This is a genomic window from Paenibacillus sp. FSL W7-1088 (assembly GCF_037969855.1).
Taxonomy (GTDB): Bacteria; Bacillota; Bacilli; order Paenibacillales; family Paenibacillaceae; genus Paenibacillus.
Window position 1 is genome coordinate 5,003,117 of sequence record NZ_CP150216.1, and the last position, 25,880, is coordinate 5,028,996.

Here is a 25,880-nt window from a genome sequence, read left to right on the forward strand (position 1 = left end):
TGATCGAGATTTAACCGCGTCCAGCACCGCGCAGAACGATGGAATCCTCTACCTTGATACAACGATTCGTTACCGCTGTCATGCCGTTCTCAGCAGCAATCTGTACGGCTTCATCGCTGTGGATACCAAGCTGAAGCCACAGTACATTTGCTTTGATCGCCGCAGCTTCACGAGCGACATCTGCGCAATATTCATCGCGGCGGAATACGTTCACGATATCTACCGGCTCAGGGATATCCGCGAGGGTTGCATATACTGTCTCACCGAGAATCTCACCTTGTACCTGTGGATTTACCGGGATGATGCGATAACCTCTGCTTTGCATCGCTTCCGCTACCATATAGGAAGTGCGATCTGATTTGTCCGATAAGCCGACGACTGCAATGTTGCCTGCCTTGCGCAAAATTTGTCCAATTTCTTCACGAGTAGGATTGTTAAATTCCATGTTCAAGCACCATCCTTTTCTGCTTAAAGTGCGTGTTCAAAAAGACCGGTTTTCAGTACCGAGAAGATGGGATGAAGCGGTTTTTTGAACAACTTCTTAAACGTGTTATTTTACTCTTTTACCCATTGAACCGAGGCGCCAAGCGCCTGCAAATGATCGAAATATTGGGGATAAGACTTGGCTACATGGTGTGCATCCCGAATACGAAGCGGTTCTTTGGAACGCAGACCAACAACGGTCAGTGCCATAATTACGCGATGATCGTAGTGAGCGTTAATCTCAACGCCGCCTTCGACGCCTTCCGGACGACCGTGTACGATAATCTCGGCCTGACGTTCCTCTACATTGGCTCCTGCCTTCCGCAGTTCGTTCAAATAATCCGTAATTCGGTCACATTCCTTGTAACGTAAGTTCTCTACATTATAGAACCGTGAGGTGCCTTCCGCAAACACAGCAGCCGCTACCATCGCCAAAACCGCGTCTGTGGCGGCATCTCCGTCGAATTCCACGGCTTTCAATCTCCCGTTTCCTTGAACATGTACCACATCGTTCTCATGCGTCAACGGCACTTCCATCATGCGCAGAACGTCAACAATGGCACGCTCACCCTGTTTGCTCTGTTCCATCAATCGCAAAATTTTAACATCCGATTGAGTAACAGCCGCTGCTGCGAGGACTGCAGCTGAACCCGGATAGTCTCCTTGAACGGTATATGTTTGCGGTTTATAGGCTTGACCGCCAGGTACGCGGAAGGACATGTAATCATCACTCGCATGAATGACGATGCCCGCCTGTTCCAATACTTCCAGCGTCTGACCGATGACCACTTTGGATTTCAAGTCGTTTAATACTTCAATCGTGCTGTCTTCGGCCAAAAGAGGAGTTACAAACAGCAACGCGCTCAAATACTGGGAGCTGACCGAACCGGATACACGGATATGTCCACCCTTGGCCTGACCCCCTTTGATTGTAATTGGCAAGCGTCCTTGTTCATGCTGCACCTCAACGCCGAGCTGACCAAGTGCATCGATCAGGTCATCATGTGGGCGTTTGCCAAGAGAATCCGGGTACGTATTTACAAACGTAACCTCTGGACAAAGTGCCGTTATCCCCATCAGGAAACGCAGTACTGCACCCGCATTACCTACATTTAATTCACGCACATCACGCGGATGGCTGCCGAAGCCTTGGATAACGATTTTGCTATCATCTTCTTCAAGAACCGCTCCAAGATCACGAATACATCTGCGCATAGCGTCACTATCTTCACTATGAGCCGGGTAATGGATCGTACTTGTGCCATCTGCCAGCGCAGCAGCAAGCAAGTAGCGTGTGGTGTAGTTTTTGGAAGACAAAGCTCCAATTTCCCCGTTCAGAGATGGGGTTGGTTTAACGATAACGTCCATGGATGAAATTCTCCTTCATTGATCATAATGTGCTTCGTTAGATGATCCTGTTACCTATTTGGTTCAGGATACATGCGGTGATGTTAAACTGCCAAATTGACATTCCATACATCGCTTGGGTATCATTATAGGCGTTAAGTCCATACAGAAAAGAGGACCTGAATATGACACAAATTGCTGAAATTGAACCTTCTGAGCTGCGCCGCCGTTTGCAGGCGGGAGAGAAGCTGCAGATGATAGACGTCCGTGAGGACGATGAAGTCGCACAAGGCATGATCGAGGGCGCCAAGCACATCCCGCTTGGACAGATTCCGGACAGACTGTCCGAAATTCAAAAGTCCGGTGAGATTGTTCTAATCTGCCGCAGTGGATACCGTAGCGAGCGTGCCTGTGAGTACTTGCAGCAGCTCGGATATGATGGCTGCACCAATATGGTTGGCGGCATGCTGCAATGGCAAGAGGAAGAATAAAGAGCATCAGGATCGGGGTTAAAGGTTAGGATAAAATAGCTGTATTCAGCATTTTTCTATAACCACTGTGCATTCTGATCCTTACCGTCAGTCAAACGGGCCAATCGGCCCGTTTTTCACTTCAATCTACTGCGGTAACACGTCCCCATTCACCACTTTAAATCCGTCGGCATATCTTCCTCCACATAATTACAAGCTTAGACGCGGTAATGCGCTAAAATTAAACGAGTCACTTCAGAAGCGGATAACTCAGTTGTATCCACTGTGTAATGTGCAAACCGATATGCGTCCTTCCGTTCCTGCATAATCGTCTGAATACGTTCCTCGGCATTGCCTGCCAAGAGCGGACGGTTATCACAGCCGCTGACGCGTTCTACGATCACTGCCGGATCCGCAGTCAGGGCAACCACCCAGCCGTTCTTCGACATAACATCACAGTTGTCCGAACGCAGAACCACACCGCCTCCGGTTGCAATCACCTGCGCCTTTTTCTCTAACACCGAGCACAACATGCGACTCTCGGCATCGCGAAAATACGTCTCTCCCTTGCCTGTGAACAATTCAGGAATCGTACAGCCTTCCTCTTTTTCCACCGCGGCGTCCACATCAATCAGTCGGTAACCCAGCTCGCGTGCGAGCATGTCAGCAACGGTTGATTTGCCAGTTCCCATCATGCCGATGAGAATAATATTGTTAGACTTGCTCAAGGTGTACACTCCTTTAATTCAAGCAATTCGTGAGCACTTTTGTCCTATCATAACACAGCCCTGCGGACGGGGGAAGGCCATAGTGACCGACTTCCTTATAAGCATCCGCAAGCAATTCCAGAGCATATCGAAGCATGTCCATGTACTCCAAACGATTTCAACGAACTCAGATCAGCTTACACATACGATAAAAAAGAGACCTGGAGCTCATCGGTATGAACCGACTCTCCAAGTCCCCTTTCCAAGCTTCTGTCCATGCCTAGCTTCAAGCCAAGGCCCCTCATTCAGGACACTTTAGCCAGATTTCACGGACTTGCGTATACGCTACTATTCCATCCAGTTGTGGTGGAAGCTGCCTTCTTTGTCCAGACGTTTGAACGTATGAGCGCCAAAGTAGTCACGTTGTGCTTGCAGCAGGTTTGCAGGCAAACGCTCTGTACGGTAGCTATCGTAGTAGGACAATGCGCTGGAGAACCCAGGAACCGGAACGCCTTGAGTTACCGCAGCAGCTACAACTTCACGCCATGCACCTTGGTAGGATTCAACAATGTTTTGGAAGTATGGATCCAGAAGCAGGTTTTTCAGTGCTGCATCTTTGTCATACGCTTCTTTAATGTTTTGCAGGAACTGGGAACGGATGATGCAGCCACCACGGAAGATCATGGCGATGTTGCCGTATTTCAGATCCCAGCCATACTCGTCGGAAGCTGCGCGCATTTGGGCAAAGCCTTGTGCGTAGGATACGATTTTACTTGCAAACAGGGCTTTGCGAACATTCTCGATGAACGCTTTTTTGTCGCCAGAGAACGCTTCAGTTGCTGGTCCATTCAGAATTTTGCTAGCTGCTACACGCTCGTCCTTCATAGCAGACAGGAAACGGGAGAATACGGATTCCGTAATCATGGACAATGGAACGCCGAGATCCAACGCGCTTTGGCTTGTCCATTTACCTGTTCCTTTTTGTCCAGCCGCGTCCAGAATGACGTCAACCATTGGTTTGCCTGTTTCTGGATCATATTTGGAGAAGATATCTGCAGTGATTTCGATCAGGTAGCTGTCCAGCTCCCCTTGATTCCACTCGGTGAAGATCTCATGCAACTCTTCAACGGATACGTTCAATACAGATTTGAGCAAGTGGTAAGCTTCACCAATCAACTGCATATCTCCGTACTCGATACCGTTATGCACCATTTTCACATAGTGTCCGGCACCGTCCGGTCCGATGTATGTACAACAAGGATCGTCCCCGACTTTGGCCGAAATGGCTGTCAGGATCGGTTCAACCAGCTTGTACGCACTCTCTTGTCCACCTGGCATAATTGCCGGGCCTTTCAACGCGCCTTCTTCCCCACCGGATACACCTGTACCGATGAAGCGAATGCCTTTGTCTTCCAGCTCTTTGCTGCGACGTTGGGTGTCAGGGAAGTATGCGTTACCGCCATCAATAATGATGTCGCCCTCATCCAAATGAGGAAGCAGTTGTTCAATGGTAGCGTCGGTTGCATAACCAGCTTGTACCATAATCAGGATTTTGCGCGGGGATTCCAGGGATGCCACAAACTCTTCAATAGAGAATGTGCCTGTCAGGTTTTTACCTTCGGCTTCTTTCAGAAGATCGTTGGTTTTCTCCGGGGAACGGTTAAATACCGATACCGTGAAACCCCTGCTTTCAATGTTAAGGGCCAAATTTTTGCCCATTACTGCAAGTCCAATGACACCGATCTGTTGTTTCGCCATCTGGTCCTCCATCCTTTGCTCCAATTAATTTTATTGAAATGAATTCTCAACAATACCCCCATTTTAACGGTTTTACGCATAGAAGTGAACCCCGGACCATGGTCGCACAGCGATAAAACACCCCAATTACCTGAGGTGTTCATCGTATTTTCATAAATACAGCGTTATATGTCAGCCTTCCAGCATCAACAGGTGCCCTGACAATTGCTTTAAGACTTTCCGACAGGCATTTGCTTTTTCGATATTATCCATCTGAATGGCGGCATACAGACGCTCCAGTTCATCATCCACTTCCATGCGCAGCAGCATGAGTCGCTCCTCACCTTCGCGCGAGAGGAACATTTCTTCCATCTCTTCCGCCGTCGGCGCAGGTTCCTTTTGAAAAATAACACGCTGTTTGAACCCGGATACTTCAACGAGACGAATGACTTCACCGAACAAAATATTCTCCACGGTCATCTGTTGATCCTTAAACCGTTTCACAACGGCATGCCCGCGTGTATCCCCAATCAGCTTCTCTAACCATTCCGCAAGCTTTGCGTCCTTGATAATATAATCTCCCGTCATCTTGTAATTCCCGCTGCGCGTCTGTTGAAAACGGAGCTTTACCAGTTTGCGTCCGGTGCGGACTGACAGAATAAAAAAGGATTCGTCCTCGCTCCAATATAGTGAATACCCCTCACGAATAAGGTCTTTGATCAAATTTTGGATATGCCGACGGTTGAACCGCAGCTCCAGATTGCAATATTCAACTTCATAACTCTTATTCACGGCACTCCCTCCATCTGTACCGGAGATGCTCCGGCCATCTTCTTCAATCGCTTCTACTCAATCGGCTTACCCTATTTTATACTTCATTTTATGTAAGGGTACTTGGTTATTTGACTATTTTTCACCGATTGATCCGAAGGATCGCAGCTTTCCGCAGATGCACAGGGGCAAGCTCCCGTTTTTCATGATATAATGGCCGCGAAATGTATGCATTTTAGCAATCAAAAAGGGAGTTCCACAACCTGTACGGTTGTTGGAACTCCCTTTTTTAATAGATCAACCTTACCAGACTTCAATCGCATCATTTGGCAGGAGCTGTACGATACGGTTTACGGGATAACACATAATGCACAACAGCAAGTCCAGCCATAACGACAGCACTTCCGATAAATGGCGCAGGATGACTAATGTGATCCCACAGCAGACCGGATACAATCGGCCCTACGACCATGCCTGATCCCTGAAGGGTCAAGAAGAAACCCCAGATCGCTCCGCGTTCTCCTTTGGGAATCAATGTGGCTACAAACGCATTCCAGGCTGGGAGAATCATCGCATAGCTAACGCCAACCAGCATGACGATGCCGAACACAACAGGAATGGACGTAATGGAAGAAAAAGCAAACAGACTTGCTGCTGCCATCAAAAAACCGATGTTAAGGAACGGTGCCGTTCCAAACCGATCTACCATTTTCCCTACAGGTAGCAGTGCAATGACCGTGATGCCACCACCGGCTATCAGCAACAAGCTGTACAGGTTGGGCGAGATGTGCAGGTCTGTGCGAGTGTATAGCGTAAGCACGGGACTGAGCAGGCCAATAACAAAAGACTGCATAAACAGTGCAGGATATACGAGCGGATTCACATTAAGGGTGCTGCGTACCCGCTGCAATGTGCCCTGGACACTGTTTTTGAGTCGGATGAAAGGCGTAAGAATATTCGGTTTAGCCGGATATTTCATATCTGCCCGGCTGGTCTCACTTTGCGCATGCTCTCCCTCAACAACGACACGTCCGGGTAGAACTAAGGCGACCAGAATAACCAGGATTGCAACACCCATCAACACCAGGAAAATGGTGCGGTAATCGTGATGCGTCCGCTCCAGCAGCCAGTTCATGCCGATCGGCCCAAGTCCAGTGCCCCCAAGAGCCGCCATCTCCAGCGCGCCCATGGCTGTACCGTTTTTGTTCTGCGGCCCCGACATCGCGGTCACGCCTGTCATGGCGCAAGGCCAAAGGGGTGACGTACCAATTCCAAGAATGAGACAAGCCATGGCAAGTCCAAATGCACTTTTGAAGAATATAATCATGATTACAGCAACTAATGTACAAATTAGGGCCGTCACCATTGTCGCGCGGAACCCAATCCGTTCTGCAGCCCAGCCAGAGGGAGCCCGGAACAGATTATCTCCCAAATATTGAAGGGCAAAGGCCACACCAATCACGCCAGCGGACAAGCCCAGAATATTGTCCATATACACGGGCAAAATAGCGACCAGCAGGGCACCCTTAATGATTTCAACTAGAAAAAGCGTTAGCCACATGGCGATAAAAAAAGGTGATCGCAAGATTTTGGCTGGTTTTGTATTGGTTTGCATTCTTTTTCCCCTTTCGATGCTCGCTTGCCCATCTCCTATCCTTACTGTAACCCTCGGGGATGTGTCCAAATCTCAGCAATTCGAAAAATTGTCAAGCAATACTGCTTGCATTCGGTTCTTAATTTGCTATACTCAAATTTGTTTGAGATTACAATATGATAAGTTTTCAGCGAAGCTGAACTTAAATCCGTGATCGCAAGAATAACATCCGCTATATGCGGTCTGTCTTCATAGAATTTACGTCGAAAGACGTTTTTCTTACAAATTATAATTAGGAAAGGTTGTGACAGCACTGATGGATCACCGCCGTACGCCGCTGTTTACCGCTTTAAAAAATCACGCGGCACTCAATCCGGTGCAATTTCATATTCCGGGACATAAAAAAGGATTGGGAACGGATACCGAATTTCGTGAATTTATCGGCGATAATGCCCTCTCCATAGATTTGATTAACATCGCACCGCTAGATGATTTGCATCAGCCAACCGGTGTCATTGAGGAAGCGCAGATTCTGGCAGCCGATGCCTTCGGAGCCGATTATACCTATTTTAGTGTGCAAGGCACAAGCAGTGCCATCATGACCATGATTTTGTCCGTATGTGAGCCGGGTGACAAGATTATTGTGCCCCGTAATGTGCATAAGTCGGTCATGTCTGCCATCATTTTCTCAGGAGCGAAACCTGTGTTCGTCTCTCCTGCGCAGGATGCCAATCTAGGGATCGATCACGGTGTCACTACGGGCGCGATCCGACGTGCTCTTGAGCGTCATCCTGATGCCAAGGCACTGCTCGTCATTAACCCAACGTACTTCGGCGTATGTACCGATCTGAAAGAAATTGTTGAACTGGCGCATAGCTATCAAGTCCCAGTACTTGTGGATGAAGCGCATGGCGTACTCATTCATTTCCATGAAGATCTGCCACTCTCAGCTATGGCCGCCGGGGCTGATATGGCTGCAACAAGTGTACACAAGCTGGGTGGATCCATGACTCAGAGTTCTGTACTTAACCTGAACACGAAGAATGGATATGTCAATCCGCAACGTGTACAAACCATTTTGAGTATGTTGACTTCGACGTCGACTTCTTACATCCTGCTGGCTTCGCTCGACACGTCGAGACGTAATCTGGCTCTGAATGGCCATCAGATGGCACAGAAAGCTATTGATCTGGCTGAGTTTGCAAGACGCTCCATTAATGATATGGACGGTCTGTATTGCTTCGGCAGAGAGCTCCTGGGCACAGAGGCTACCTTTAATTACGACCCAACCAAAGTAACTGTTCATGTTCGCCACCTTGGAATTACAGGCTACGAAACAGAGAACTGGCTACGTGAGCATTACAAAATCGAGGTGGAGCTCAGTGATATGTATAATATTCTTTGCCTCATCACGCCGGGAGATACGGATGATTCGGTAGAAATCTTGCTGAGCGCCCTGCAAGATCTATCCCGTACGTATTATCAAGTGAATCCAGCTCATGAGTTGGTGGTCAAGGTTCCAGATGTGCCACAGCTGATGCTGACTCCACGTGATGCGTTCTATGGTGATACCGAAGTCATTCCTTTCAAGGAATCCGCGGGCCGGATTATTTCGGAATTCATCTACGTTTATCCGCCAGGAATTCCGATTCTGCTTCCAGGTGAGGTTATCACTCAGGAAAACATCGACTACATCATTGATCATGTTGAAGTTGGTTTGCCTGTAAAAGGACCTGAAGACCGTAGCGTAACTAACGTAAAAGTCATCGTAGAAGCAGATGCAATTTTCTAGAACAGCCACCTCTAAATGAGGTTGATCGATCTCTAAGGCCAAGCGGGATGCTTGGCCTTTTTATTTTTTCTCCACCCATACTTGTCCTGCCTTGGGCTTATGATCGCTGTATCGTTTGCATTTTCCCACCTATTTCACTGTCCCTATGACAAGAAAAAACAGCAGATACACCTAATAAAAAGCAAACAAAAGGCCCCCTGTGATCAAGGAGCCTTCTTGCTTTATTCCAAAAGGATGACTATTCTTGGCTTGCAACGAGTTCGTTGTACGCCGCTTCAACACGGGTCCACTCTTCTTCGTCTTCAATATTGTAGAGCACCATTTCCTCGTCTTCTTCTTCCATACGCAGAATGATGCCGTCAGCTTCAGGATTGTTACGTTCCAGCAGGAGCGCATAAACATGCTTCTCCACGTCAAACGTCTCCACCAAAACCATTTCCACGTCATTTCCGTTCTCGTCTGTCAGTGTCAGAAGAACTTCTTCATGCTCGTGGTCGTGGTCGTGGTCTTGACCGCATCCGCAGGCATCGCCGTGTTCATGTGTGTGATCGCTCATTGATATACCTCGCTTTATAAATAGAAATTGTGTAACCTTGCATATCGTAACATGTTCAATGGTTCAGGTCAATTTAACCGACAAGGTTATTTTTGCTTCAATCGTTCAGCGCGGTAATGATTTTCTCGGCTGCCAGCACATAACCACTGTTTGCATTTTCTTTAATATAAAAACCGATTTGGTACTTACCAGCCCGGCTAAAATCATACGTAAAATCGTACGTTCGGAACCAGAAGTTATCCTTCTGTGTCTTAAGCTCCTGGGATTGAATATCCTTAACCTCACCACTTGGGTTGGTAATCGTCACCTTTACAGCAGCTATATCCGTTGTCAAACTATCGACTTGTGAGAACACATTAAATTTCAACTTACCCACGTTCACGTTGCCAAACACGGTATCTCCCTTGAAGAGAAAAATATGTACATTCGGTTTGATAACCGTTACTCTCTTGTTTGTGCTATCCCATCTGGCGATTCCGCCCGCTTCCCTTACAGGTACATAGGTCGTTCCGTCAATCAGATAACCACCGTCAGCTGCTTCCTTGCCGTTTATGAGAACCCGAATCTTCTCGTTCACTGAATCTGCAAACAATAAAGACCCGCCGAGCAAGGAGAATACCGTGACACACAGCAAAATTCTTTTCCATTTCATTCTGTCAATATTCCCTCCCCTGCTGCTAGCTGTTGTACATTTATACTGCAGACTCATCCACAAAGTTGCGCTGTTTTTCATCATTTTTCATTTTTTATCCAGAATATTTTCCACCCCTTGGAACGATCAAAAAGAGGCGTACCCTGTTAAAGGACGCCCCTATAGTATAGTTATTGGCAATGCGTAATTATGCGAATTTCTTGTGGATCAATTTTATTATGCTGCTGACTACGAGGTATGACGAGTCAATATACAAGGTACGCCCTTGCCTACAGCTCCATCGGTTCGCATCCGTGCTGCATAATCCATTCCTCGTGTACAGGGGGTCTTGCAGCGCTCACATACATCCGAAGTAACCAACTTCATGGATACACGAAGTTTGTCACTCTTTAACACGGGAGCCTTTTTTCCCTTTGCTTTTGCCATCCCGGATTCCCCATTTCCCCAATTACTTGCTGATGTAATGCATCATATGGGGATTCGCCCGGTTGTGTGTCAAAAAGAGTAAACTTCGTGCATGATATAATTAAATGAAGCCACCGTTTGCACGCAGCGTCTGTCCTGTGACCCATTGCGACTCTGCACTGACAAGGAAAGAGATCACATTGGCAATGTCCTCTGGCTCACCCAGACGACCAAATGCATTCATTTTACGCAGCCCTTCGAGCTGTTGCTCCGTCTTTCCGACTGAAAACAATTCGGTATTCACCGGACCTGGTGCAACGGCATTAATGGTGATTTGTTTGGAGCCAAATTCCTTCGCGAGCTGACGAGTAATCTGTTCAACTGCACCTTTGGTACCTGCGTACACGCTGTATCCCGGAAACATCTGTCCGTTTACGGAAGTGGAGAAGTTAACGATTCGGCCCTGATCCTCCATGTGTTTCAATGCTTGCTGACAAGCAAAAAATGTACCTTTAACATTGATGGCAAACTGCTGATCGAATTCTTCCTCAGTCACATCTGCCAGAGGCGTCGTTTTCATGATGCCTGCATTGTTGATCAGAATATCAACTTTTCCAAGCTGGCTAATCGTCTCGGAAAATAAACGCTCCACATCTTCCTTCCGAGCAAGGTCAGCCTGAACGGTAATGGCACGCACTCCTTTTTGACGAGCAATATCTGCCACCTGTTCTGCTTTATCGGGACTGCTCGCATAGTTAATGACGACATCTGCGCCCAATTCAGCGAGTTGCTCTGCAATAGCACGTCCAATCCCCCGGGATGAGCCAGTTACAATGGCCACTTTACCTGTTAGCTTTTTCATTTACGATGACTCCCTCTCTTGTTCCAAATGTAATAATCCCTTTTCGATCAACAACCACACCTGCTCAAATTCCGCATCAATTGCAGGGCTTTGCCATTCGTAGACGTGTGCCGGATGATGAAAACGAGCGGTAGCTTGAAGAATCGCCGCAGCAAGCACATCTGGGTTGTTGAATTGGAATGGGTTTTCCTGCTGGATGATCTCACTCAAATGACGCACCAGATGCTGCACATGTTTATTGATAATATCTGCTGATTCCTGGGTTACCCGTGCGTACATCTCAAACAACTCTGCATCGGATTCGGCATAATGACGTTTACGAGCGATTAATGCTTCTATATATACTTTTAGATGACGTGTGCCCTCTCTGTTATAACTCTGATCCTTAGTTATTGCCGTCCAAGGCGCGATAATCTCATCTTCAAGCCATTGTGCAGTCACGCCTTCAAGTAATTCTTTCTTGCTTTCGTGACAAATATTTATTTTTGTCATTTGTTATTCGGTTGATGATTTATATGTACGAGCGTAAAAAAAAGAGCCCATGTAATATGGCCCTTATCCAAAGTTTTAATGTTTAATCTTTTCTAGAAAACGAACTTAAACAATACGAAGATCACCGCAAGTATCCCAGCGAGAATGAGCCAGTTGCTGATTTCCCACCAAATGCTTTTTCCTCCGGCTAAAAGCTGTTGTTCATTTTCTTCATGGCGCTGTTTGTGTGTATGTGATTCCGAAGCATGGGGCGGCTTGCTAAAGTCCATCATATACATTCCCCTTTCCAGCAACTTTAATCTTATAGTTCCAGTATAACCCATAATTGAGTGAAAATTTGTTTATTCATTAAAATATATTATTGAATAGACAATTCTTCTTCCGTGACCCATTTATGATTCTTCACCGGATCTCCGCCTGTGGTCGGGTTATAATCAACCATGTATACCGTCGTTTGCTCAGCAGAGTCAATCGTTGCCTTGGCACCTTTCATTCCAGACATGTGATCAGCATTCAGCACAACCTCTGCTCCTGCTGCATACGGTTGATCCGTATGGTCCTGAATTTCCTCTTGGATCACCCATTTATGATTTTTCACAATGTCTCCCCCTGTGGTGGGTGTGTACGAGACTGCATACGCTGTCGTCTCATAGGCCCCCACAATGGTCGCTTCTGCACCCTTCATTCCAGCCATATGGTCCGTACTCATCACGGCCTGGCTGCCCACTGGATATGTAGGATTTTTCTTTTCCTGCAGCCCTTCCGGTAATTCTCCCGAATCCGAGTGGTGCATCATTCCTGTACTCATTGCATGACTGTCACTACTGCTATTATCCTGCCCAGCATTCTTGCCACATCCACTTAACATCAGACTGCCCGTGATCACCGTAGTCAGCAATATCATTGCATACTTTTTCATGAGTTGCACTCCTTTGAACTTTCGATTTCTACTCTTATAATATACCCCATATGGGTATATTTCAATCGTAATTGATTTCATTACCTATTTATTGGTTGTCGCTGCAAAGTTAAAGAGCATATCAAAAAAACCTCCGATTTCTCGGAGGCCTTCAGGTAGTTTAGACCGTATTTTAGATACGTGCTTCAGACTTCAACAATGAAGTTCAAACTAACGGTTGAATTGACTTGGCTTGGCTTAATGATTAAGCTAGCCCAACGGTAACATTGACGTTCCCTTTGATGCCTTTGGAATATGGGCAGTAGTCATGAGCAAGTTTGACAAATTTCTGTGCTGTCTCCTCATCCAGACCTTCAATTTTAACTTCAAGTTCCACTTCCAGTTTCACACCATTATCCGTAGGGTCTGTCACAAGCATAACCGTAGCCGATACCGTGCTTCTCTCAATTTCGACTTTGTGTTTCTTCAACTGAAACTCCAGCGCCGAATTAAAGCAAGCACTGTAGCCTGCTGCAAACAATTGCTCTGGATTCGTAGCTGTCGTCACTTTGCCTCCCAGTTCAGGCGGGGCAGCGACATCAAGCATAAATACGTTATCTGGCGATTGCACAATCCCTTGACGTCCACCTGTATTAATAACTGTAGTTTCATATAATGTTTTCATGAGTATTGGCTCCTCTGTATGTTTAGATTTTATTTTGTAAAGGTACATCTCTTTTGTATTGCTAACAATTACATTGTACACAATTAAATTGTGTTTGTAAATCATTATTATAAAAAAACAACCACTTCCTCATGTAATACAAGGAAATGGTTGCTCCGTAATTGATACATATTTATTAATGATCCAAAAGTTGAATCCACCTTAATATATATTAACTTTTACATCTTCTTCTCAAAGCCCTCCATCGGTGCAAGCGAATTCTGGTAATCAGTCCCTTCCTGACTGTCGGTAGTAAAGTGCATAACCTCCCGAAACGAACCTTCTAGATAAGTCTGCATTGCCAATGGAATGCGCAGTTCATCCATATCAGACGGAGATATTTGGTAACGAATGCTGCCAAGGTCGCCTGCTTTTACCTTCTGTACCCATTTCGGCTCGCGAATCAATTCCCGTCCGAGTGCAGCCAAAGTTGCCCCCGCGTTGACAACTTCTTCTGCGTCTTCCGGCCGCTCAATCGATCCAATACCGATCAGAGGTTTTTTTTGATCCAGAACCCGAACGAATTTAGTTAAGATCGGCTCCTTGTCATCGGGTTGGTTTAAAGAGGTTCGTTTGTAACTTCCCATCGACAAATGAATGTAATCAACCCGAGTGTTCGTCAGAGCCTGGGCAAAAGCCAGGGAGTCTTCGAGCTGGATGCCCGGCATATGAATTTCTTCGGGTGAAATCCGATAACCGAGGATGAAGGGTTTATCCACATGGGCATCGATAACCGATGCAACCTCCTGAATGACTGCCAGCGGAAATCGCATACGATTTTCAAAGCTGCCACCCCACTGATCGGACCGTTGATTGGAATTGACGGAGAAAAATTGCTGCAACAGATACGTGTTGGCCCCGTGAAGCTCTACTCCGTCAAAACCAGCTTGTATGGCCCGCAAGGTTGCCCTGCCGAAGTCCTTAATAATGCTTTCGATTTCCTCAGGTGTTAATTCACGCGGCGTCTCCGAGTCGATTGGATGTGCGGCAGCGATTGCACTCGCACTGGTGGGTTGTACACCTCTTAGCGTTTTGGAGTTTGTTTTGCGCCCTGCATGAAAGATTTGTACAACGGCTTTCGTTCCGTCTTTCTGAATGGCTCTTGCAATTTTGGACAGTCCTTTGACTGTAGAATCACTTGCAATGGAAAGCTCACCTTCGAAGCCTTTTCCTCCATCGGTTACATACGCAACACCTGTAATGATCATCCCAGGGCCACCCGCCCGTTCGGCATAATAATCGACTTCATCATTGGTGATGGAACCATCGAAGAAACTGGACATCGTTGTCATTGGCGCCATGACCACTCTATTTTTCAGCGTAAAACCATTCGCAAATGTATAAGGCTGCAAGAAATTACGATTATTATTTTCCATACATATCTCTCCTTTTATTAGGCTTGTTCAGCCTTGTCTCTGTTTCATGAGTTATTGTATAGTAGGGTGAAATGAGAGTATAGTATGCACTTAAAAGGTAGATACTATCTAAAAGGAGAGTGGAATATGGAAACTGCTGAGGAAGTAAACGTTAGACCATTCACACATGCCATGTCGTTGATCGGTGGAAAATGGAAAATGCATATTTTGTTTTGGTTATGGAAAAAAGAAACATTGCGATATGGAGAATTGAAAAGAGCCTTGGATGGAATTACACATAAAATGTTAAGCTCTCAACTGAAGGAATTAGAGGCCGATCAATTAATTATTCGTACAGAGTACCCACAATTACCGCCAAAAGTAGAATACTCTTTGTCTCGTGAAGGATTAACGCTGATGCCTGTGCTGGAGATTCTCTGCGATTGGGGTAGACAGAATCTTGCTGATTTGCAGAAGAATTAGTGAAAGGGTTGACGCGAAGGATGTTTTCCCTCTCTACTTCAGTGGTATGACTACTACGTAAGGCTCTGTCGTTTTAATCCGTAGTGATCGAACGACTGCCCCTACCATTTAAGGTAATCTAGTAGGAGCAATGAGAAGCTATGACTAATATTGGTGACAAAACGCAAATTAAGGTTACTATATTAGTGGAGTAAGGGAAGATTTTGAACCTTACAAGACTCCAAGACTGGTGGATTCAGTCTTACTGTTATCAGTAATATAGTCATTCAGCTATTTTGGCTCGAACATACAAAAAACTACCTTTTCTAGTTCTGGTGGTTAAGTTCACCTTATTATCTTGTAATTACCGCACTACGCTCAGCTATCATTATCCGTATTGCAATATATATCATTGTACAACCAAGAGAAATAATAGGAATTTTAGAATCAATAGAGGCTTGATCAATTCTGCAAAAATCTGCTACATTACCAAAGATGTCATAACACATTCGGAAAATTTCAGATTCCGGGAAGAGTGCTAAAATTCCTATGGCTGCAGAAATAATATAAATAAAGCACCCAACATACTTTAATACTTTAGAAAAGGTATTTGATGAGAGACTTCGAGAAGCATGAATCATATCTCCAATAAAAAATGTTAGTCCAGCTAGTGATAAACATGTGCAAACTTGCCCTGATGCTTTCATTAAAAATCCGAAGGTGCAAACAATACAACCAATTGCTATTAGAGATGCCTTAGACATTTATTATTCCCCACTTTTTATTTCTGATCTTGCCAACTCAATTAATAAATATTCGTTCAAATATATAGATGGAAAAATTAGAGATCTAATCCTTTTTTTCAAATCATTATTCCCCTGAGATTTTGTACCTGTCTGATCAACTTAAAATTAATTAAAACTGATAAGTTGATTTTCTGTGACCTCGAACGTTTGATCATAATTATAATGTAATCAACAAACCACACCCACCACAAAGAAAAAAGCCCTTTCTGTGCAAGGACTTTTACGTATGATCTGTAGTGGGCTCGAACCACTGACCCCTACCCTGTCAAGATAGTGCTCTCCCAGCTGAGCTAACAGATCATGATATTTAATTGTTTGCCAATCAAGTAACAGTATCATACCAAGTAACCGTGTTCATTGTCAATCGTTATATTGGTAATATTTTATTCGAATTGGTGCACAATAAAGGAATGATTACCATTTTGATGACGAGGTGACTTCCATATGAGGAATATGAGAGAACGTAAGCTGCGTTTCATTATCACTGCCAAAAACGTAGCCTGTCTGATTGCGCTTGTTGCATTAATATACGTTTCTGTCGGTTGCAGTTTGGAACGGGATGAACATACCGTACAATTTCAACAGTTAAAAGAGCCCAAAGAGGTGAATGATGACCTGCCCGTTTGGCTGGATGTGTATTCCAAGTCTGTTGTGCATGACGTGTACTCCCCACAAGGCAATGTTGAAGTCTTACCCTGAGGAACAGGATGTCGCATTTCACTCATCTTCGTCCCACTTTTTGGAGTACACCTTCTTGGTCACATAATACAACAAAGCAATCATGCCGGCCGCCATTAAAAGGGTGATTGCCATCACTCCTGCCATACCCATGGTTCATCCCTCCTCTCCCAGTATGTTCCAGTCTTAACTATACAGGAAAAGCATTTTTTTGTATAATTCAGTCTGATAGCGTAGAGCAGAAAGAAGGTATAGAATTGGCAGCTGAGATTAGTTATGTAACGACTGAAGAGCAACTTCAGAAAGCATTGAATATTCGCAATCATGTTTTTGTCATCGAGCAGCAGGTGCCTGCTGACATTGAGATCGATCAATATGATATCATCAGTCCTGATGTGCATCACGCATTGTTAAGTATAGATGGACAGGCTGTAGCTACAGGGCGTCTGATCTATTACACCAAGGATACCGCCAAAATGCAGCGTATCGCTGTTCTCAAATCTCATCGTGCTTTCGGCTACGGGCGTGTGCTGCTGTTAGCCATGGAAGAACGGGCACGCGAATTGGGACTTTCCTACTCTGTTTTGGACGCACAATGCCAGGCGCAGAAGTTCTACGAAAAGCTCGGATATGAAGTAATCTCGGAAGAGCCTTTTTATGATGCAGACATTCTGCATGTTCGGATGCAAAAGAGCCTGTAAATTATCACTGCGAGCGATATGAAGCCATGCTATGCATACTTTTTTTTGATCCGGACAGGCTAAAGAGGTAACCAGATTCCTATTTGGTCAAATAAGGAGAGTGTGACATCATGGATCAAACGACACGCGAAAGCTTCACAGCAGTACAAAAAAATGGTGACGGTGATCTGACAGCGTTCCAAACTTCATCCGGACGTGTGCTGGACTACCAACAAGCACTGGCAGAAGTCAAAGCAGGAGCAATTGCAGGTGTAAACGTCTTTAAAGGCAAAGACGGCGAAATGTACATTCGCGGTGATGCAGACGGCGACCCAACCAATAACCTTGATCAACTTCCTATCTTCTAATAGATGTATGCTGCCTCACATGGCGCCAATCCGGCATTCCGGGTTGGCGTTTTTTACGTTTTAATATTCGGTAAAATATTTCACGGCATCTCCAGCGGGTGGGCTTTTACGAATGGGCTGTTGTTCCTGCTCCCATGCTTGCAGAATTAATATGCCTTCCAGCGTAGACTTGTTTTCCCACACAATATGCTGCCTGCGCTCAAGCTCCAGCAGTGACTCATGAATGAACGCCTTGCTTCTGCCCGTCTTATTCTCCAACTCATCCATTCGTGGCACCCGGCGACGCTGCCCCGCATAATTAACAATAATACGCAAAATTTTGCGTTCAAAATCATTCAGCATATTTCTTCCTTCCCTTCCTTATGGAGTACGGGACGCCATGCCAGAATACCTTGTTCCAGAAATGTTCGGGGTGCCCCCTCTTTCCCTGCGGATGCTCTAATCTTCCCTTCCCGCACACTGTTGATTCGAATCTGCCGCTGTGTAATATGCCCTGCACGATCCATGTAGACGAGCTCCACCATCTGACCAATATATTTCCCTAGCATAATCATCCCTCCAATAAGAACATGTGTTTGTTTTATTATTATATGCGAACATAAGTTCTTTATTCAACAACTAAAAAAAGGATTTTTTTGAAATTAAAAAACCAGACTCACTCCCTTTTACAGAGAAGTCTGGTTCCTATCTTTCTTGCTGTGCAGTTCTTGTTCAGTTCAACGTCGATCCGATTCCGTGAATTGTACTTTTTTCAGCTGCTGGGTAGACGGGTTAAAATCAACATTCACAAATACAGCAAATTGTTTACCGTCTTTATTACGTACCCATAACTTGAACTGTTCACGGGATTGGTCTGCTGTTAACGAGGTGCGGCCAATGTGTTTGTAATCCAAAATGTCCACGTTGTACTTGGTTTGCGTTTCCTTCACTGCAATGATTCCCCACTTCGCATAATCCGGAATCGCCGTTGCTGAACTTGTTGCTAGTCCACTTAAACTTAGTATCACCGTCATCAGGGCTACGATGAGCATTCTCATATCATTCACTCCTTGGGCAATGTTTACGTTAGCCTGCCCTGTAGAAGTTTATTTTACACCAGTAGACGAATGATAAACGTAATTGGTTGCTGGAGCGATTGAATCGTACTAATCGCCATCTTATACCGTTCGATCGGTGATTTGAAGCTCATCCCCCAGTCACCCTCCAATAAAAAATTTCGCGGTAGTGGATCTTCCGGCTTTTCCAAACCGTACTTTTCTATAAGCTCATCTCGTATTTGTTGATCCAACTCACTCGGATAATTTGCATATGCTGCCGTAACATCGCTACATCCAAAAACGACAAGCAGCAGGACACCCCATCCCACCATAATCCAACGTTTGCGCACTCTCAGTTCTCCTTCATTTAAATCAGATAATGACAACCATACTTAACTTCATTCGTCCTGATTGTACATAAATAACATGGGATTGGAAATAACAAATGCAGGCATCATTACATACGCCTTAAGCCTCATTTGCAAAATTATGGGTTTAGCGTATCCGATAAACGTGTAATAGGCCATGACAGCATCACTTCATTATTCTGAGCAATCATTTCGAGGAGGTTATACCCGAATGTTCAAACGTATGGATGAAATCGCAATTGAAATCCCCAATGTCGAGAGACCAGACCCGAATGCAGCGGCAGCGATACAAGAATTGCTGGGTGGTAAATTCGGAGAAATGTCAACGTTGAACAACTACCTCTATCAATCCTTTAACTTTCGCTCCAAGGAAAAATTGAAACCCTTCTACGATCTGGTGATGAGTATCACCGCCGAAGAATTAGGTCATGTGGAGCTTGTGTCTCATGGTATTAACAAATGCCTTAGAGGTTCTACCGATTACAAAGAGCCGGATAATACACCACTCGGTTCTGTGAAGGATGCACGTCTGTCTTATCATTTCCTTGCTGGCGCACAGGGAGCAATGCCTTTCGACTCGATGGGCAATCCGTGGACCGGAGCGAATGTCTTCAACAGTGGCAATCTGGTCGAAGATCTGCTGCATAACTTTTTCCTCGAATGCGGAGCCCGCACACATAAAATGAAGGTTTATGAAATGACCGATCACCCCGCAGCCCGGGCAGTTGTTGGCTATTTGCTGGTACGCGGCGGCGTGCATGTGGTCGCTTATGCTAAAGCGCTTGAGATTGCAACCGGAGTGAATGTAACCAAATTGGTACCGATTCCATCCCTGAGCAACAAATCTTTTAACGAGGCGTGGAAATACGAAGAAAAAGGTCTACACACCAAGCTGTATACCTATAGTGATAAAGACTTTACTGCGATCAGTCAGATCTGGAAAGGGACACACCCCGAAGATGGACAACCGCTGGAAGTCATTCAAGGCGTACCTGAAGGTTATCCGATTCCTGAAGCTCCCCCGGTGGAAGAAGAATTCGCCCCAGGCATTTCGCAGGAAGACTTCCAGGAAATTGCACGTCGTCTCAAAATGGCGGGAAATATTGCGGATTAAGGTAGCGTTATGTAATGGATGTACTAGCTGTTGTTGTTGATATGGCATGAAAATGGATAAAGCCCTCAGATCTTGCTGCTTAAGTGGCAGGATCGAGGGCTTTTATTGATGTATTAAAACATGGATTTAATGCTGTTGATGAACTTTTGCCCTGTGTTTGGCTCTGTAAGTGTAATGTCCCACATCACTATATTGGTCATCAGATTTGAACCATCGGTTATTACTTTTATAGCCAGTTCTTTAACTCCCTTTAACGGAGTTTGAAAAGAGTCAGGATGGTTCTCCGCACTGTTCGCTGATACAATCAAGGAATAGATTTCTGTGCCATCGGCGATAAAGCTTATTGTAATAGGCTCATGGCTTGCTGTTCGGATGACATCGTCCGGTATAGCGAAATAACCTTTCATATTTTTGTATTTTCCATTTAAGAGATATGAAAACTCATTCGTTTTTTGTATTTCTCTACTGTACAGATTGATTTTAGGCTCAACATTTGTCTGGCCTACTGTAAAACTGGAGAGTTCTTCATCCCATACTACAGCCCCGTCACTCAAAGCAAGTTCATTCAGTGCAACACTTTTTCCGTCAACGTTTTCTAAATAATGATTGAGGCCGCCAACAACAGTGATCGTACCTATTGAAAAAACAATCGCTGTCAGGAAGATTCGAATAAGTCCTTTTAATGTGTTCCTATGATGCCTTATTATCCTCTGCGCCCCATATCCCACGGTAGCCCCTAAAGTATTAATCAGGATATCGTCTATATCAAACGCACCTAAACGGGAAATCATTTGCACTGTCTCTAACATCGTAATACAGAGAACGAATATACTGATAAAGCGAATAAACCCACAGCGAAAGAGGAGCGGAATGACCATCCCGAAGGGGATGAATGCTATAAAGTTCCCCATTTCAAAAAACCAAATCTTAAAATCTCTCCCCATTGGAAAATGTAAAGGAATTCCTTGAAGGGATAAGCTGTATCGCAAGCCCTGATCAGGACTGGACGAGCTTCTATCGAAGCCCAGGAATAAGAAATACAATGTTAAACAAGTATACAACGATAACAATACAATGATGAATTTTCTTGATTTTCCTTGATACAAAATCACACCTTCTTTTTTCAATAAATTCTACACCATCATATTATTCCTACACTACAATTTGCAGAGGTCGCCAAAACCGACTCCTCACGTTGACTCATCACTTCAATCAGCATGTTGGCCCCCAGTCGAAATCCCTGAACAAATGCAGCTTCGCTATGCATACCATCACATTGACCACACAAGTCGAACAACTGTTCAAGCTCACGGAATTCGTCCTCGCTCAATCGATTCTTCCATTGTTCCGTCTTAGCCGCAATTTGTCGACCTAACATTTGATATTCAGGATGTGTCGGCATCATCGTCTCGTCGGGGCGAAGTCGCCCGTTATAAAGTGCTTCCAAAATTGAATTCATGTGCATCCTCCCAGAAATGGATTCGCATCGACTTGAATGAGCGTTCTGCACATGGTAGGATATTTATGCAGTCAGCTCATTCTCATAGTGATTGCGGGATAGGAAGCAGCGGTGTTCTTCTCGGGACTCACGCTGCTTCCTTTTTCTATTTTTGGAGCTCGTCGTAAATCCTCTCAATCCCTTTGCGAACGATGTCTGATCGGTTCGTATTCAGCTTCTCAGCCGAAGCATCGAGCTTGTTCATAATTTCTTGATCAACACGGATTTTGATCGTTTCGCTTTTGGGATTGTCAGACAGCGGACGTCCCATCTTCTTGGCGGACATTGCTTCACCTCACTTTTTGTGCCAACAATAATAGCATAGTTGTTGTTGGCACAAAAAGTCAACGGATTCGTAAAACATACGTTCGTTTTTTCGTGGATTGCAGACTAAACATAAGTAGATCGTTAGCCCAACTCCGAAACAAAATATCACTCATGTTATATGTAATAATGCTTGTACTTTAATGAATGATCTGTTTTTGACAAAAAACAACCCCGAAAGGCATTAAGCCGTTCAAGGTTGTTAAGGACTGCTCTTTAGTATGAACTTTTCTGAATCACTGAACTACTTTTTATTGTATTTTATTCAGCAATGGTATTATAACCTCATCCAATTTCTCAAGCAGCTCATCCTCCGTAGGATTTTCTAATATTCTTTCTAAATCGCCCTTTAACATAATCAAATATTCAGAAGGCAATCTACTAATTAGTCCCGTCAGCATAGAATATTCCCATGTAGAGTCTCTTGTACTTGTCGCGGGGAAGCCATTCTCTAATATCCAGACCTATCTCCTCTTTTCATCCAACATTGAAATCCTATATCCTTACTCCTGCTCCCTTACTGGCTCAATGTCTTCTACTTTCACTTCTATTGGATCCTGAGTATCCGTTGGTGACATCGCATCTCTCATGCGAATAGTCCACGTCCCTGCATCCTGATAAAATTGTACACCTTCAATCACAGGAATACTTATCTTTTCTCCATCTGATGAGTACAATCCAGCCCGGATGGCATCCTCCTCACTCATATGAGCACCATCTGGGGTGGCCGGGCAAGATAAAGCAATCGTTCCCGCTCTGGCTTGTCCAGGGTAAGGCTCGTTTTCGGGGCTGCCATCCGTCCAGATCTCAACATAGGAGCCGATCTGCGGATCAGGCGCATTGGAGAACCATTTTGCCGGATAATACCGACTTTCTCCTCCGTTCGCACCGAAGTCTTTATACGCAGGATCAACCACTAGAATGGAATCGTCTTTGCGCTCAACCACATAACCAGTGAATTCATCTTCACTTGGTGTATTCGCTTGAGTTTGCACAGAATTACAATCGATATGTCCTGAACATCCAGTAAGGCATACGATCAGGATTGAGAGCGATATCAGAGCTCGACGAAGATGGAACATAGGTAAATCCCCTTTATTAAAACCTATTTCTAATTTCAACGTTCCATATATGGTTATTGTTGCATGCAAACATATGTTTATCATAAACTTGAGGGCAACAAAATTACTTCTTTCTGTACTGCTTGTACCCATACCTTCCCCAGATCACTAATGTCACGCATAACAAGAGGGCACAGTATGCCCAGGTAAAAAATAAAGCCAATCCCAGCCCGATGTTGGCTCCTATATATCCCCCGCGTAACTCCGTATATAATGCATACCCCAATGGTACGCTACCTAAAATAAAAAGTCCGATTAACCATCCGCGCCAACGTTTAACAGATCCCTCTCTATCCTTGGAATTCTTTTGGATGCCTTGAGCCAGTATAATCAATATTAAAATCAATATTAGCCAGGTTATGAAAATGTACAACATAACGTTTGTCTCCTCTCCTTCAAATTCCCCTTATTTTTGTACAAAGGATTTCCGCCTGTTTGTCCATTGTACTACCCTCCCGCTTTCAATAAACTTATCACATTGACTAAATAGATAAATGATTATCATTATCCAATAAGTAATCTATGCGGGAGGAACTATAACGATGAAAGCAACACGCAAGCTCAGTACCCTTATACTCATGATTACCCTGATTGGTGGGCTGTTATCAGCCTGTAGCAGCAAAGCAGAGCCATCCACTACAACCGCTGAAGCAGAATCAGGTGAATCCACCACCTCAACTCAAGCTCAGTAACGTGATAATAAAAAGTAGAAAAAGACGCCTTCGTCTTACTCAGGATCATGAGTAGACGAAGGCGTCTTTTTGAAAATTCATATTCAGCTTTCTTATGCAGAGTCCGTGTTCACCAACGCTCTGTTACGTTCAGGCACCAAACTGTGCATAGTGCAGACGGCTGTATACACCACCTGCTGCAAGCAGTTCCTCATGACGCCCCTGCTCCGTAATTCCCTGCTCGGCAACCACAATAATGCGATCCGCATTTTTGATCGTAGCCAATCTGTGGGCAATGACCAATGTAGTCCGTCCTTCAGACAATTCCGCAAGGGATTGCTGGATCGCTGCTTCTGTCTCCGTATCCAGTGCAGATGTAGCTTCGTCCAAAATTAGAATCGGAGGATTCTTCAGGAACATACGCGCAATGGACAAACGCTGTTTCTGTCCGCCAGACAGCTTCACACCGCGTTCACCAATTAACGTGTCCATTCCTTCCGGCATGGAAGTGATCAGTGTTTCCATCTGTGCACGACGAGCTGCCATCCAGATTTCTTCTTCTGTTGCATCCAGCTTGCCATACGTGATATTCTCACGAACTGTTCCATCGAACAGGAACACGTCCTGCTGAACAATTCCAATCTGACTGCGCAATGAATCCAGCGTCATATCTTGAATCTCCTGACCATCGATCGTGATGCGACCTTCCAGCACATCATAGAATCGAGGCAGCAGACTGCACAGGGTTGTTTTCCCTGCACCAGATGGTCCAACAAGGGCCACGGTTTCACCAGCGTGAATATTCAGATCAATCCCTTTCAGAACAGGCTCCTGGTCCGAATAGCCAAAGGTCACCTGCTCATAACGGATATCTCCACGCAGATGAGATACGGTAGCGGCACCTGGTCGATCTTCAACGTCGGGCTCCATATCGAGCAATTCTGTATACCGTTTGAAACCTGCAATCCCTTTTGGATACGTCTCAATAACGGAGTTGATCTTCTGAATAGGTGTAAGAAACACATTGGACAGCATAATAAAGGCAATAAATTGACCGTAGCTCATACTGCCATTAATGACAAACCATGTGCCGCATACCAGTACAAAGAGGGACACCAGCTTCATCAGCATGTAACTGATGGATGAGTTCCAGGCCATGATTTTGTACGCGATCAGTTTGGTCTGACGGAAACGGCTGTTATTTACAGCGAATTGTGCTTTTTCATGCTCTTCATTCGCAAAAGCCTGAACCACGCGAATACCACTTACATTGTTTTCTACACGTGCGTTGAAATCCGCTATATCCCCGAACATTCGGCTAAAGGCCTTGGACATCTTGCTGCCAAAATACAAGGATAGATAAATAATGAGCGGTACAATGATAAATGTTAACACGGCCAGATTTCCGTTAATGCTCATCATGATGCTGAATGCACCAATCAGCGTCATGACTGCGATAAATACATCCTCCGGACCATGATGGGCAATCTCGCCGATATCCATCAGGTCATTGGTCATACGAGAGACCAGGTGTCCGGTTTTGGTATTGTCAAAGAAACGGAATGATAACTTCTGTACGTGATTAAAGAGCGCTTTACGCATATCGGTCTCGATATTAATACCAAGCTTATGTCCCCAGTATGTAACAACAAAGTTGAGGAATGAGTTTAATAGATAGATCGCGAGCAGCGCAAGACATGCCCATAAAATCCAGTCCCAGCGTCCCCCTGGCAAAAGGTCATCCACGACTCTATTAACTGCCAGCGGGAAGGCCAGTTCCAGCAGAGCTACGAAAATCGTACAGCTAAAGTCCAGAATGAACAGCTTTTTGTAAGGCCTGTAATAAGCAAAGAAACGGCGAAGCATGGACTGAAGCCCTCCTTATAGCAACCATACCACATGATTGCT

General features: G+C 45.0%; 33 protein-coding genes and 1 tRNA gene. 8 read left to right on the forward strand and 26 right to left on the reverse strand.

Translation table 11 applies throughout. The annotated features are described in order from the left end of the window. Positions 1 to 10: 10 nt before the first annotated feature. Both MKY42_RS22530 and aroA read right to left on the reverse strand, forming a co-directional pair. Positions 11 to 445, reverse strand: a complete 435-nt coding sequence (locus MKY42_RS22530) for a CoA-binding protein (protein ID WP_024631155.1) — start codon at positions 443 to 445, stop codon at positions 11 to 13. 110 nt (positions 446 to 555) lie between these two features. Next, a complete protein-coding gene (gene aroA / locus MKY42_RS22535; RefSeq protein WP_090901131.1) occupies positions 556 to 1,851 on the reverse strand; it encodes a 3-phosphoshikimate 1-carboxyvinyltransferase in 1,296 nt (431 codons plus the stop codon). A gap of 164 nt (positions 1,852 to 2,015) precedes the next feature. Here aroA and MKY42_RS22540 point away from each other — a divergent pair, with 164 nt between their 5' ends. After that, complete coding sequence (locus MKY42_RS22540; protein WP_090901134.1) at positions 2,016 to 2,321, forward strand: rhodanese-like domain-containing protein; 306 nt, start codon at positions 2,016 to 2,018, stop codon at positions 2,319 to 2,321. A gap of 197 nt (positions 2,322 to 2,518) precedes the next feature. Here MKY42_RS22540 and MKY42_RS22545 read toward each other — a convergent pair whose 3' ends face one another. The 4 genes from MKY42_RS22545 to MKY42_RS22560 form a co-directional block, all read right to left on the reverse strand. Continuing rightward, on the reverse strand, positions 2,519 to 3,028 hold the full coding sequence (locus MKY42_RS22545) for a shikimate kinase (RefSeq protein WP_256222175.1): 510 nt from the start codon (positions 3,026 to 3,028) through the stop codon (positions 2,519 to 2,521). A gap of 327 nt (positions 3,029 to 3,355) precedes the next feature. Continuing rightward, positions 3,356 to 4,765 (reverse strand): NADP-dependent phosphogluconate dehydrogenase, encoded by a 1,410-nt coding sequence (gene gndA, locus MKY42_RS22550; protein WP_090901137.1) that lies wholly within the window; start codon positions 4,763 to 4,765, stop codon positions 3,356 to 3,358. Between the two features lie 171 nt (positions 4,766 to 4,936). After that, positions 4,937 to 5,536, reverse strand: coding sequence for a hypothetical protein (locus tag MKY42_RS22555; RefSeq protein WP_090901140.1), 600 nt, complete (start codon positions 5,534 to 5,536; stop codon positions 4,937 to 4,939). 301 nt (positions 5,537 to 5,837) lie between these two features. Next, on the reverse strand, positions 5,838 to 7,130 hold the full coding sequence (locus MKY42_RS22560) for an MFS transporter (RefSeq protein ID WP_090901144.1): 1,293 nt from the start codon (positions 7,128 to 7,130) through the stop codon (positions 5,838 to 5,840). A 295-nt stretch (positions 7,131 to 7,425) separates the two neighbouring features. Here MKY42_RS22560 and MKY42_RS22565 point away from each other — a divergent pair, with 295 nt between their 5' ends. Continuing rightward, on the forward strand, positions 7,426 to 8,901 hold the full coding sequence (locus tag MKY42_RS22565; protein ID WP_090902557.1) for an aminotransferase class I/II-fold pyridoxal phosphate-dependent enzyme: 1,476 nt from the start codon (positions 7,426 to 7,428) through the stop codon (positions 8,899 to 8,901). Positions 8,902 to 9,139: 238 nt separating this feature from the next. On the opposite strand, the gene MKY42_RS22570 is transcribed toward MKY42_RS22565, so the two are convergent. The 9 genes from MKY42_RS22570 to MKY42_RS22610 all read right to left on the reverse strand — a co-directional run bounded on the left by MKY42_RS22570 (position 9,140) and on the right by MKY42_RS22610 (position 14,866). Beyond that, positions 9,140 to 9,457: a DUF1292 domain-containing protein gene (locus MKY42_RS22570; RefSeq protein ID WP_063565566.1), complete on the reverse strand. Its 318-nt coding sequence runs from the start codon at positions 9,455 to 9,457 to the stop codon at positions 9,140 to 9,142. A gap of 97 nt (positions 9,458 to 9,554) precedes the next feature. Further along, positions 9,555 to 10,109, reverse strand: coding sequence for a copper amine oxidase (locus tag MKY42_RS22575; protein ID WP_090901148.1), 555 nt, complete (start codon positions 10,107 to 10,109; stop codon positions 9,555 to 9,557). Positions 10,110 to 10,337: 228 nt separating this feature from the next. Next, positions 10,338 to 10,535 (reverse strand): hypothetical protein, encoded by a 198-nt coding sequence (locus tag MKY42_RS22580; protein ID WP_090901151.1) that lies wholly within the window; start codon positions 10,533 to 10,535, stop codon positions 10,338 to 10,340. Positions 10,536 to 10,635: 100 nt separating this feature from the next. Then, positions 10,636 to 11,376: an SDR family oxidoreductase gene (locus MKY42_RS22585; protein WP_339844834.1), complete on the reverse strand. Its 741-nt coding sequence runs from the start codon at positions 11,374 to 11,376 to the stop codon at positions 10,636 to 10,638. Continuing rightward, positions 11,377 to 11,868 carry a TetR/AcrR family transcriptional regulator gene (locus MKY42_RS22590; protein WP_143067040.1) on the reverse strand — a complete coding sequence of 164 codons (492 nt, stop codon included), beginning with the start codon at positions 11,866 to 11,868 and terminating at the stop codon, positions 11,377 to 11,379. It abuts the gene before it with no gap. A gap of 92 nt (positions 11,869 to 11,960) precedes the next feature. Further along, a complete protein-coding gene (locus MKY42_RS22595) occupies positions 11,961 to 12,140 on the reverse strand; it encodes a hypothetical protein (RefSeq protein ID WP_064636548.1) in 180 nt (59 codons plus the stop codon). A gap of 86 nt (positions 12,141 to 12,226) precedes the next feature. Then, positions 12,227 to 12,787: a YdhK family protein gene (locus tag MKY42_RS22600; RefSeq protein ID WP_090901160.1), complete on the reverse strand. Its 561-nt coding sequence runs from the start codon at positions 12,785 to 12,787 to the stop codon at positions 12,227 to 12,229. A gap of 244 nt (positions 12,788 to 13,031) precedes the next feature. Beyond that, positions 13,032 to 13,451: an organic hydroperoxide resistance protein gene (locus tag MKY42_RS22605; protein ID WP_064636540.1), complete on the reverse strand. Its 420-nt coding sequence runs from the start codon at positions 13,449 to 13,451 to the stop codon at positions 13,032 to 13,034. A 218-nt stretch (positions 13,452 to 13,669) separates the two neighbouring features. Continuing rightward, positions 13,670 to 14,866: an NADH-dependent flavin oxidoreductase gene (locus MKY42_RS22610; RefSeq protein WP_339844841.1), complete on the reverse strand. Its 1,197-nt coding sequence runs from the start codon at positions 14,864 to 14,866 to the stop codon at positions 13,670 to 13,672. A 126-nt stretch (positions 14,867 to 14,992) separates the two neighbouring features. Between MKY42_RS22610 and MKY42_RS22615 the strand changes: the two genes are divergently transcribed. After that, on the forward strand, positions 14,993 to 15,328 hold the full coding sequence (locus MKY42_RS22615) for a helix-turn-helix domain-containing protein (protein WP_179263883.1): 336 nt from the start codon (positions 14,993 to 14,995) through the stop codon (positions 15,326 to 15,328). Between the two features lie 332 nt (positions 15,329 to 15,660). Here the strand turns inward: MKY42_RS22615 and MKY42_RS22620 are convergent, their stop codons facing one another. Together MKY42_RS22620 and MKY42_RS22625 are read right to left on the reverse strand one after the other, a co-directional pair. Further along, entirely contained in the window at positions 15,661 to 16,071 is a 411-nt protein-coding gene (locus MKY42_RS22620) for a hypothetical protein (RefSeq protein ID WP_179263881.1), read from the reverse strand. 269 nt (positions 16,072 to 16,340) lie between these two features. After that, a tRNA-Val gene (locus MKY42_RS22625) sits at positions 16,341 to 16,413 on the reverse strand. Positions 16,414 to 16,557: 144 nt separating this feature from the next. Between MKY42_RS22625 and MKY42_RS22630 the strand changes: the two genes are divergently transcribed. The 3 genes from MKY42_RS22630 (at position 16,558) to MKY42_RS22640 (ending at position 17,839) form a co-directional block, all read left to right on the forward strand. Beyond that, positions 16,558 to 16,812, forward strand: coding sequence for a hypothetical protein (locus MKY42_RS22630; RefSeq protein ID WP_090901166.1), 255 nt, complete (start codon positions 16,558 to 16,560; stop codon positions 16,810 to 16,812). A gap of 236 nt (positions 16,813 to 17,048) precedes the next feature. Continuing rightward, positions 17,049 to 17,492: a GNAT family N-acetyltransferase gene (locus tag MKY42_RS22635; RefSeq protein ID WP_339844847.1), complete on the forward strand. Its 444-nt coding sequence runs from the start codon at positions 17,049 to 17,051 to the stop codon at positions 17,490 to 17,492. 110 nt (positions 17,493 to 17,602) lie between these two features. Further along, on the forward strand, positions 17,603 to 17,839 hold the full coding sequence (locus tag MKY42_RS22640) for a DUF3892 domain-containing protein (RefSeq protein ID WP_076288193.1): 237 nt from the start codon (positions 17,603 to 17,605) through the stop codon (positions 17,837 to 17,839). A gap of 60 nt (positions 17,840 to 17,899) precedes the next feature. On the opposite strand, the gene MKY42_RS22645 is transcribed toward MKY42_RS22640, so the two are convergent. The 4 genes from MKY42_RS22645 to MKY42_RS22660 all read right to left on the reverse strand — a co-directional run bounded on the left by MKY42_RS22645 (position 17,900) and on the right by MKY42_RS22660 (position 19,226). Then, on the reverse strand, positions 17,900 to 18,181 hold the full coding sequence (locus MKY42_RS22645) for a hypothetical protein (protein ID WP_179263879.1): 282 nt from the start codon (positions 18,179 to 18,181) through the stop codon (positions 17,900 to 17,902). Continuing rightward, positions 18,175 to 18,387: a hypothetical protein gene (locus MKY42_RS22650; RefSeq protein WP_064636528.1), complete on the reverse strand. Its 213-nt coding sequence runs from the start codon at positions 18,385 to 18,387 to the stop codon at positions 18,175 to 18,177. Before MKY42_RS22650 ends, MKY42_RS22645 begins: the two co-directional genes overlap by 7 nt. 168 nt (positions 18,388 to 18,555) lie before the next feature. After that, positions 18,556 to 18,876, reverse strand: coding sequence for a DUF3889 domain-containing protein (locus tag MKY42_RS22655; protein WP_064636525.1), 321 nt, complete (start codon positions 18,874 to 18,876; stop codon positions 18,556 to 18,558). Between the two features lie 53 nt (positions 18,877 to 18,929). After that, positions 18,930 to 19,226, reverse strand: a complete 297-nt coding sequence (locus MKY42_RS22660) for a hypothetical protein (RefSeq protein ID WP_339844854.1) — start codon at positions 19,224 to 19,226, stop codon at positions 18,930 to 18,932. A 229-nt stretch (positions 19,227 to 19,455) separates the two neighbouring features. Between MKY42_RS22660 and MKY42_RS22665 the strand changes: the two genes are divergently transcribed. After that, a complete protein-coding gene (locus tag MKY42_RS22665; protein WP_339844857.1) occupies positions 19,456 to 20,358 on the forward strand; it encodes a manganese catalase family protein in 903 nt (300 codons plus the stop codon). Between the two features lie 113 nt (positions 20,359 to 20,471). On the opposite strand, the gene MKY42_RS22670 is transcribed toward MKY42_RS22665, so the two are convergent. From MKY42_RS22670 to MKY42_RS22685, 4 genes are all read right to left on the reverse strand, one after another. Next, on the reverse strand, positions 20,472 to 21,485 hold the full coding sequence (locus MKY42_RS22670; RefSeq protein ID WP_339844859.1) for a VanZ family protein: 1,014 nt from the start codon (positions 21,483 to 21,485) through the stop codon (positions 20,472 to 20,474). 14 nt (positions 21,486 to 21,499) lie between these two features. Next, positions 21,500 to 21,817, reverse strand: coding sequence for a DUF6809 family protein (locus MKY42_RS22675; RefSeq protein ID WP_339844862.1), 318 nt, complete (start codon positions 21,815 to 21,817; stop codon positions 21,500 to 21,502). Between the two features lie 145 nt (positions 21,818 to 21,962). After that, the gene (locus MKY42_RS22680) at positions 21,963 to 22,142 is read right to left on the reverse strand and encodes a ribbon-helix-helix protein, CopG family (RefSeq protein ID WP_179263875.1); all 180 of its coding nucleotides are present in this window, start codon (positions 22,140 to 22,142) and stop codon (positions 21,963 to 21,965) included. A 541-nt stretch (positions 22,143 to 22,683) separates the two neighbouring features. Further along, entirely contained in the window at positions 22,684 to 23,175 is a 492-nt protein-coding gene (locus MKY42_RS22685) for a DUF3221 domain-containing protein (RefSeq protein ID WP_339844870.1), read from the reverse strand. 668 nt (positions 23,176 to 23,843) lie between these two features. Between MKY42_RS22685 and MKY42_RS22690 the strand changes: the two genes are divergently transcribed. Continuing rightward, positions 23,844 to 23,993 carry a hypothetical protein gene (locus MKY42_RS22690; RefSeq protein WP_179263870.1) on the forward strand — a complete coding sequence of 50 codons (150 nt, stop codon included), beginning with the start codon at positions 23,844 to 23,846 and terminating at the stop codon, positions 23,991 to 23,993. 129 nt (positions 23,994 to 24,122) lie between these two features. Here the strand turns inward: MKY42_RS22690 and MKY42_RS22695 are convergent, their stop codons facing one another. Continuing rightward, positions 24,123 to 25,838 carry an ABC transporter ATP-binding protein gene (locus MKY42_RS22695; RefSeq protein ID WP_339844875.1) on the reverse strand — a complete coding sequence of 572 codons (1,716 nt, stop codon included), beginning with the start codon at positions 25,836 to 25,838 and terminating at the stop codon, positions 24,123 to 24,125. Positions 25,839 to 25,880: the final 42 nt, after the last annotated feature.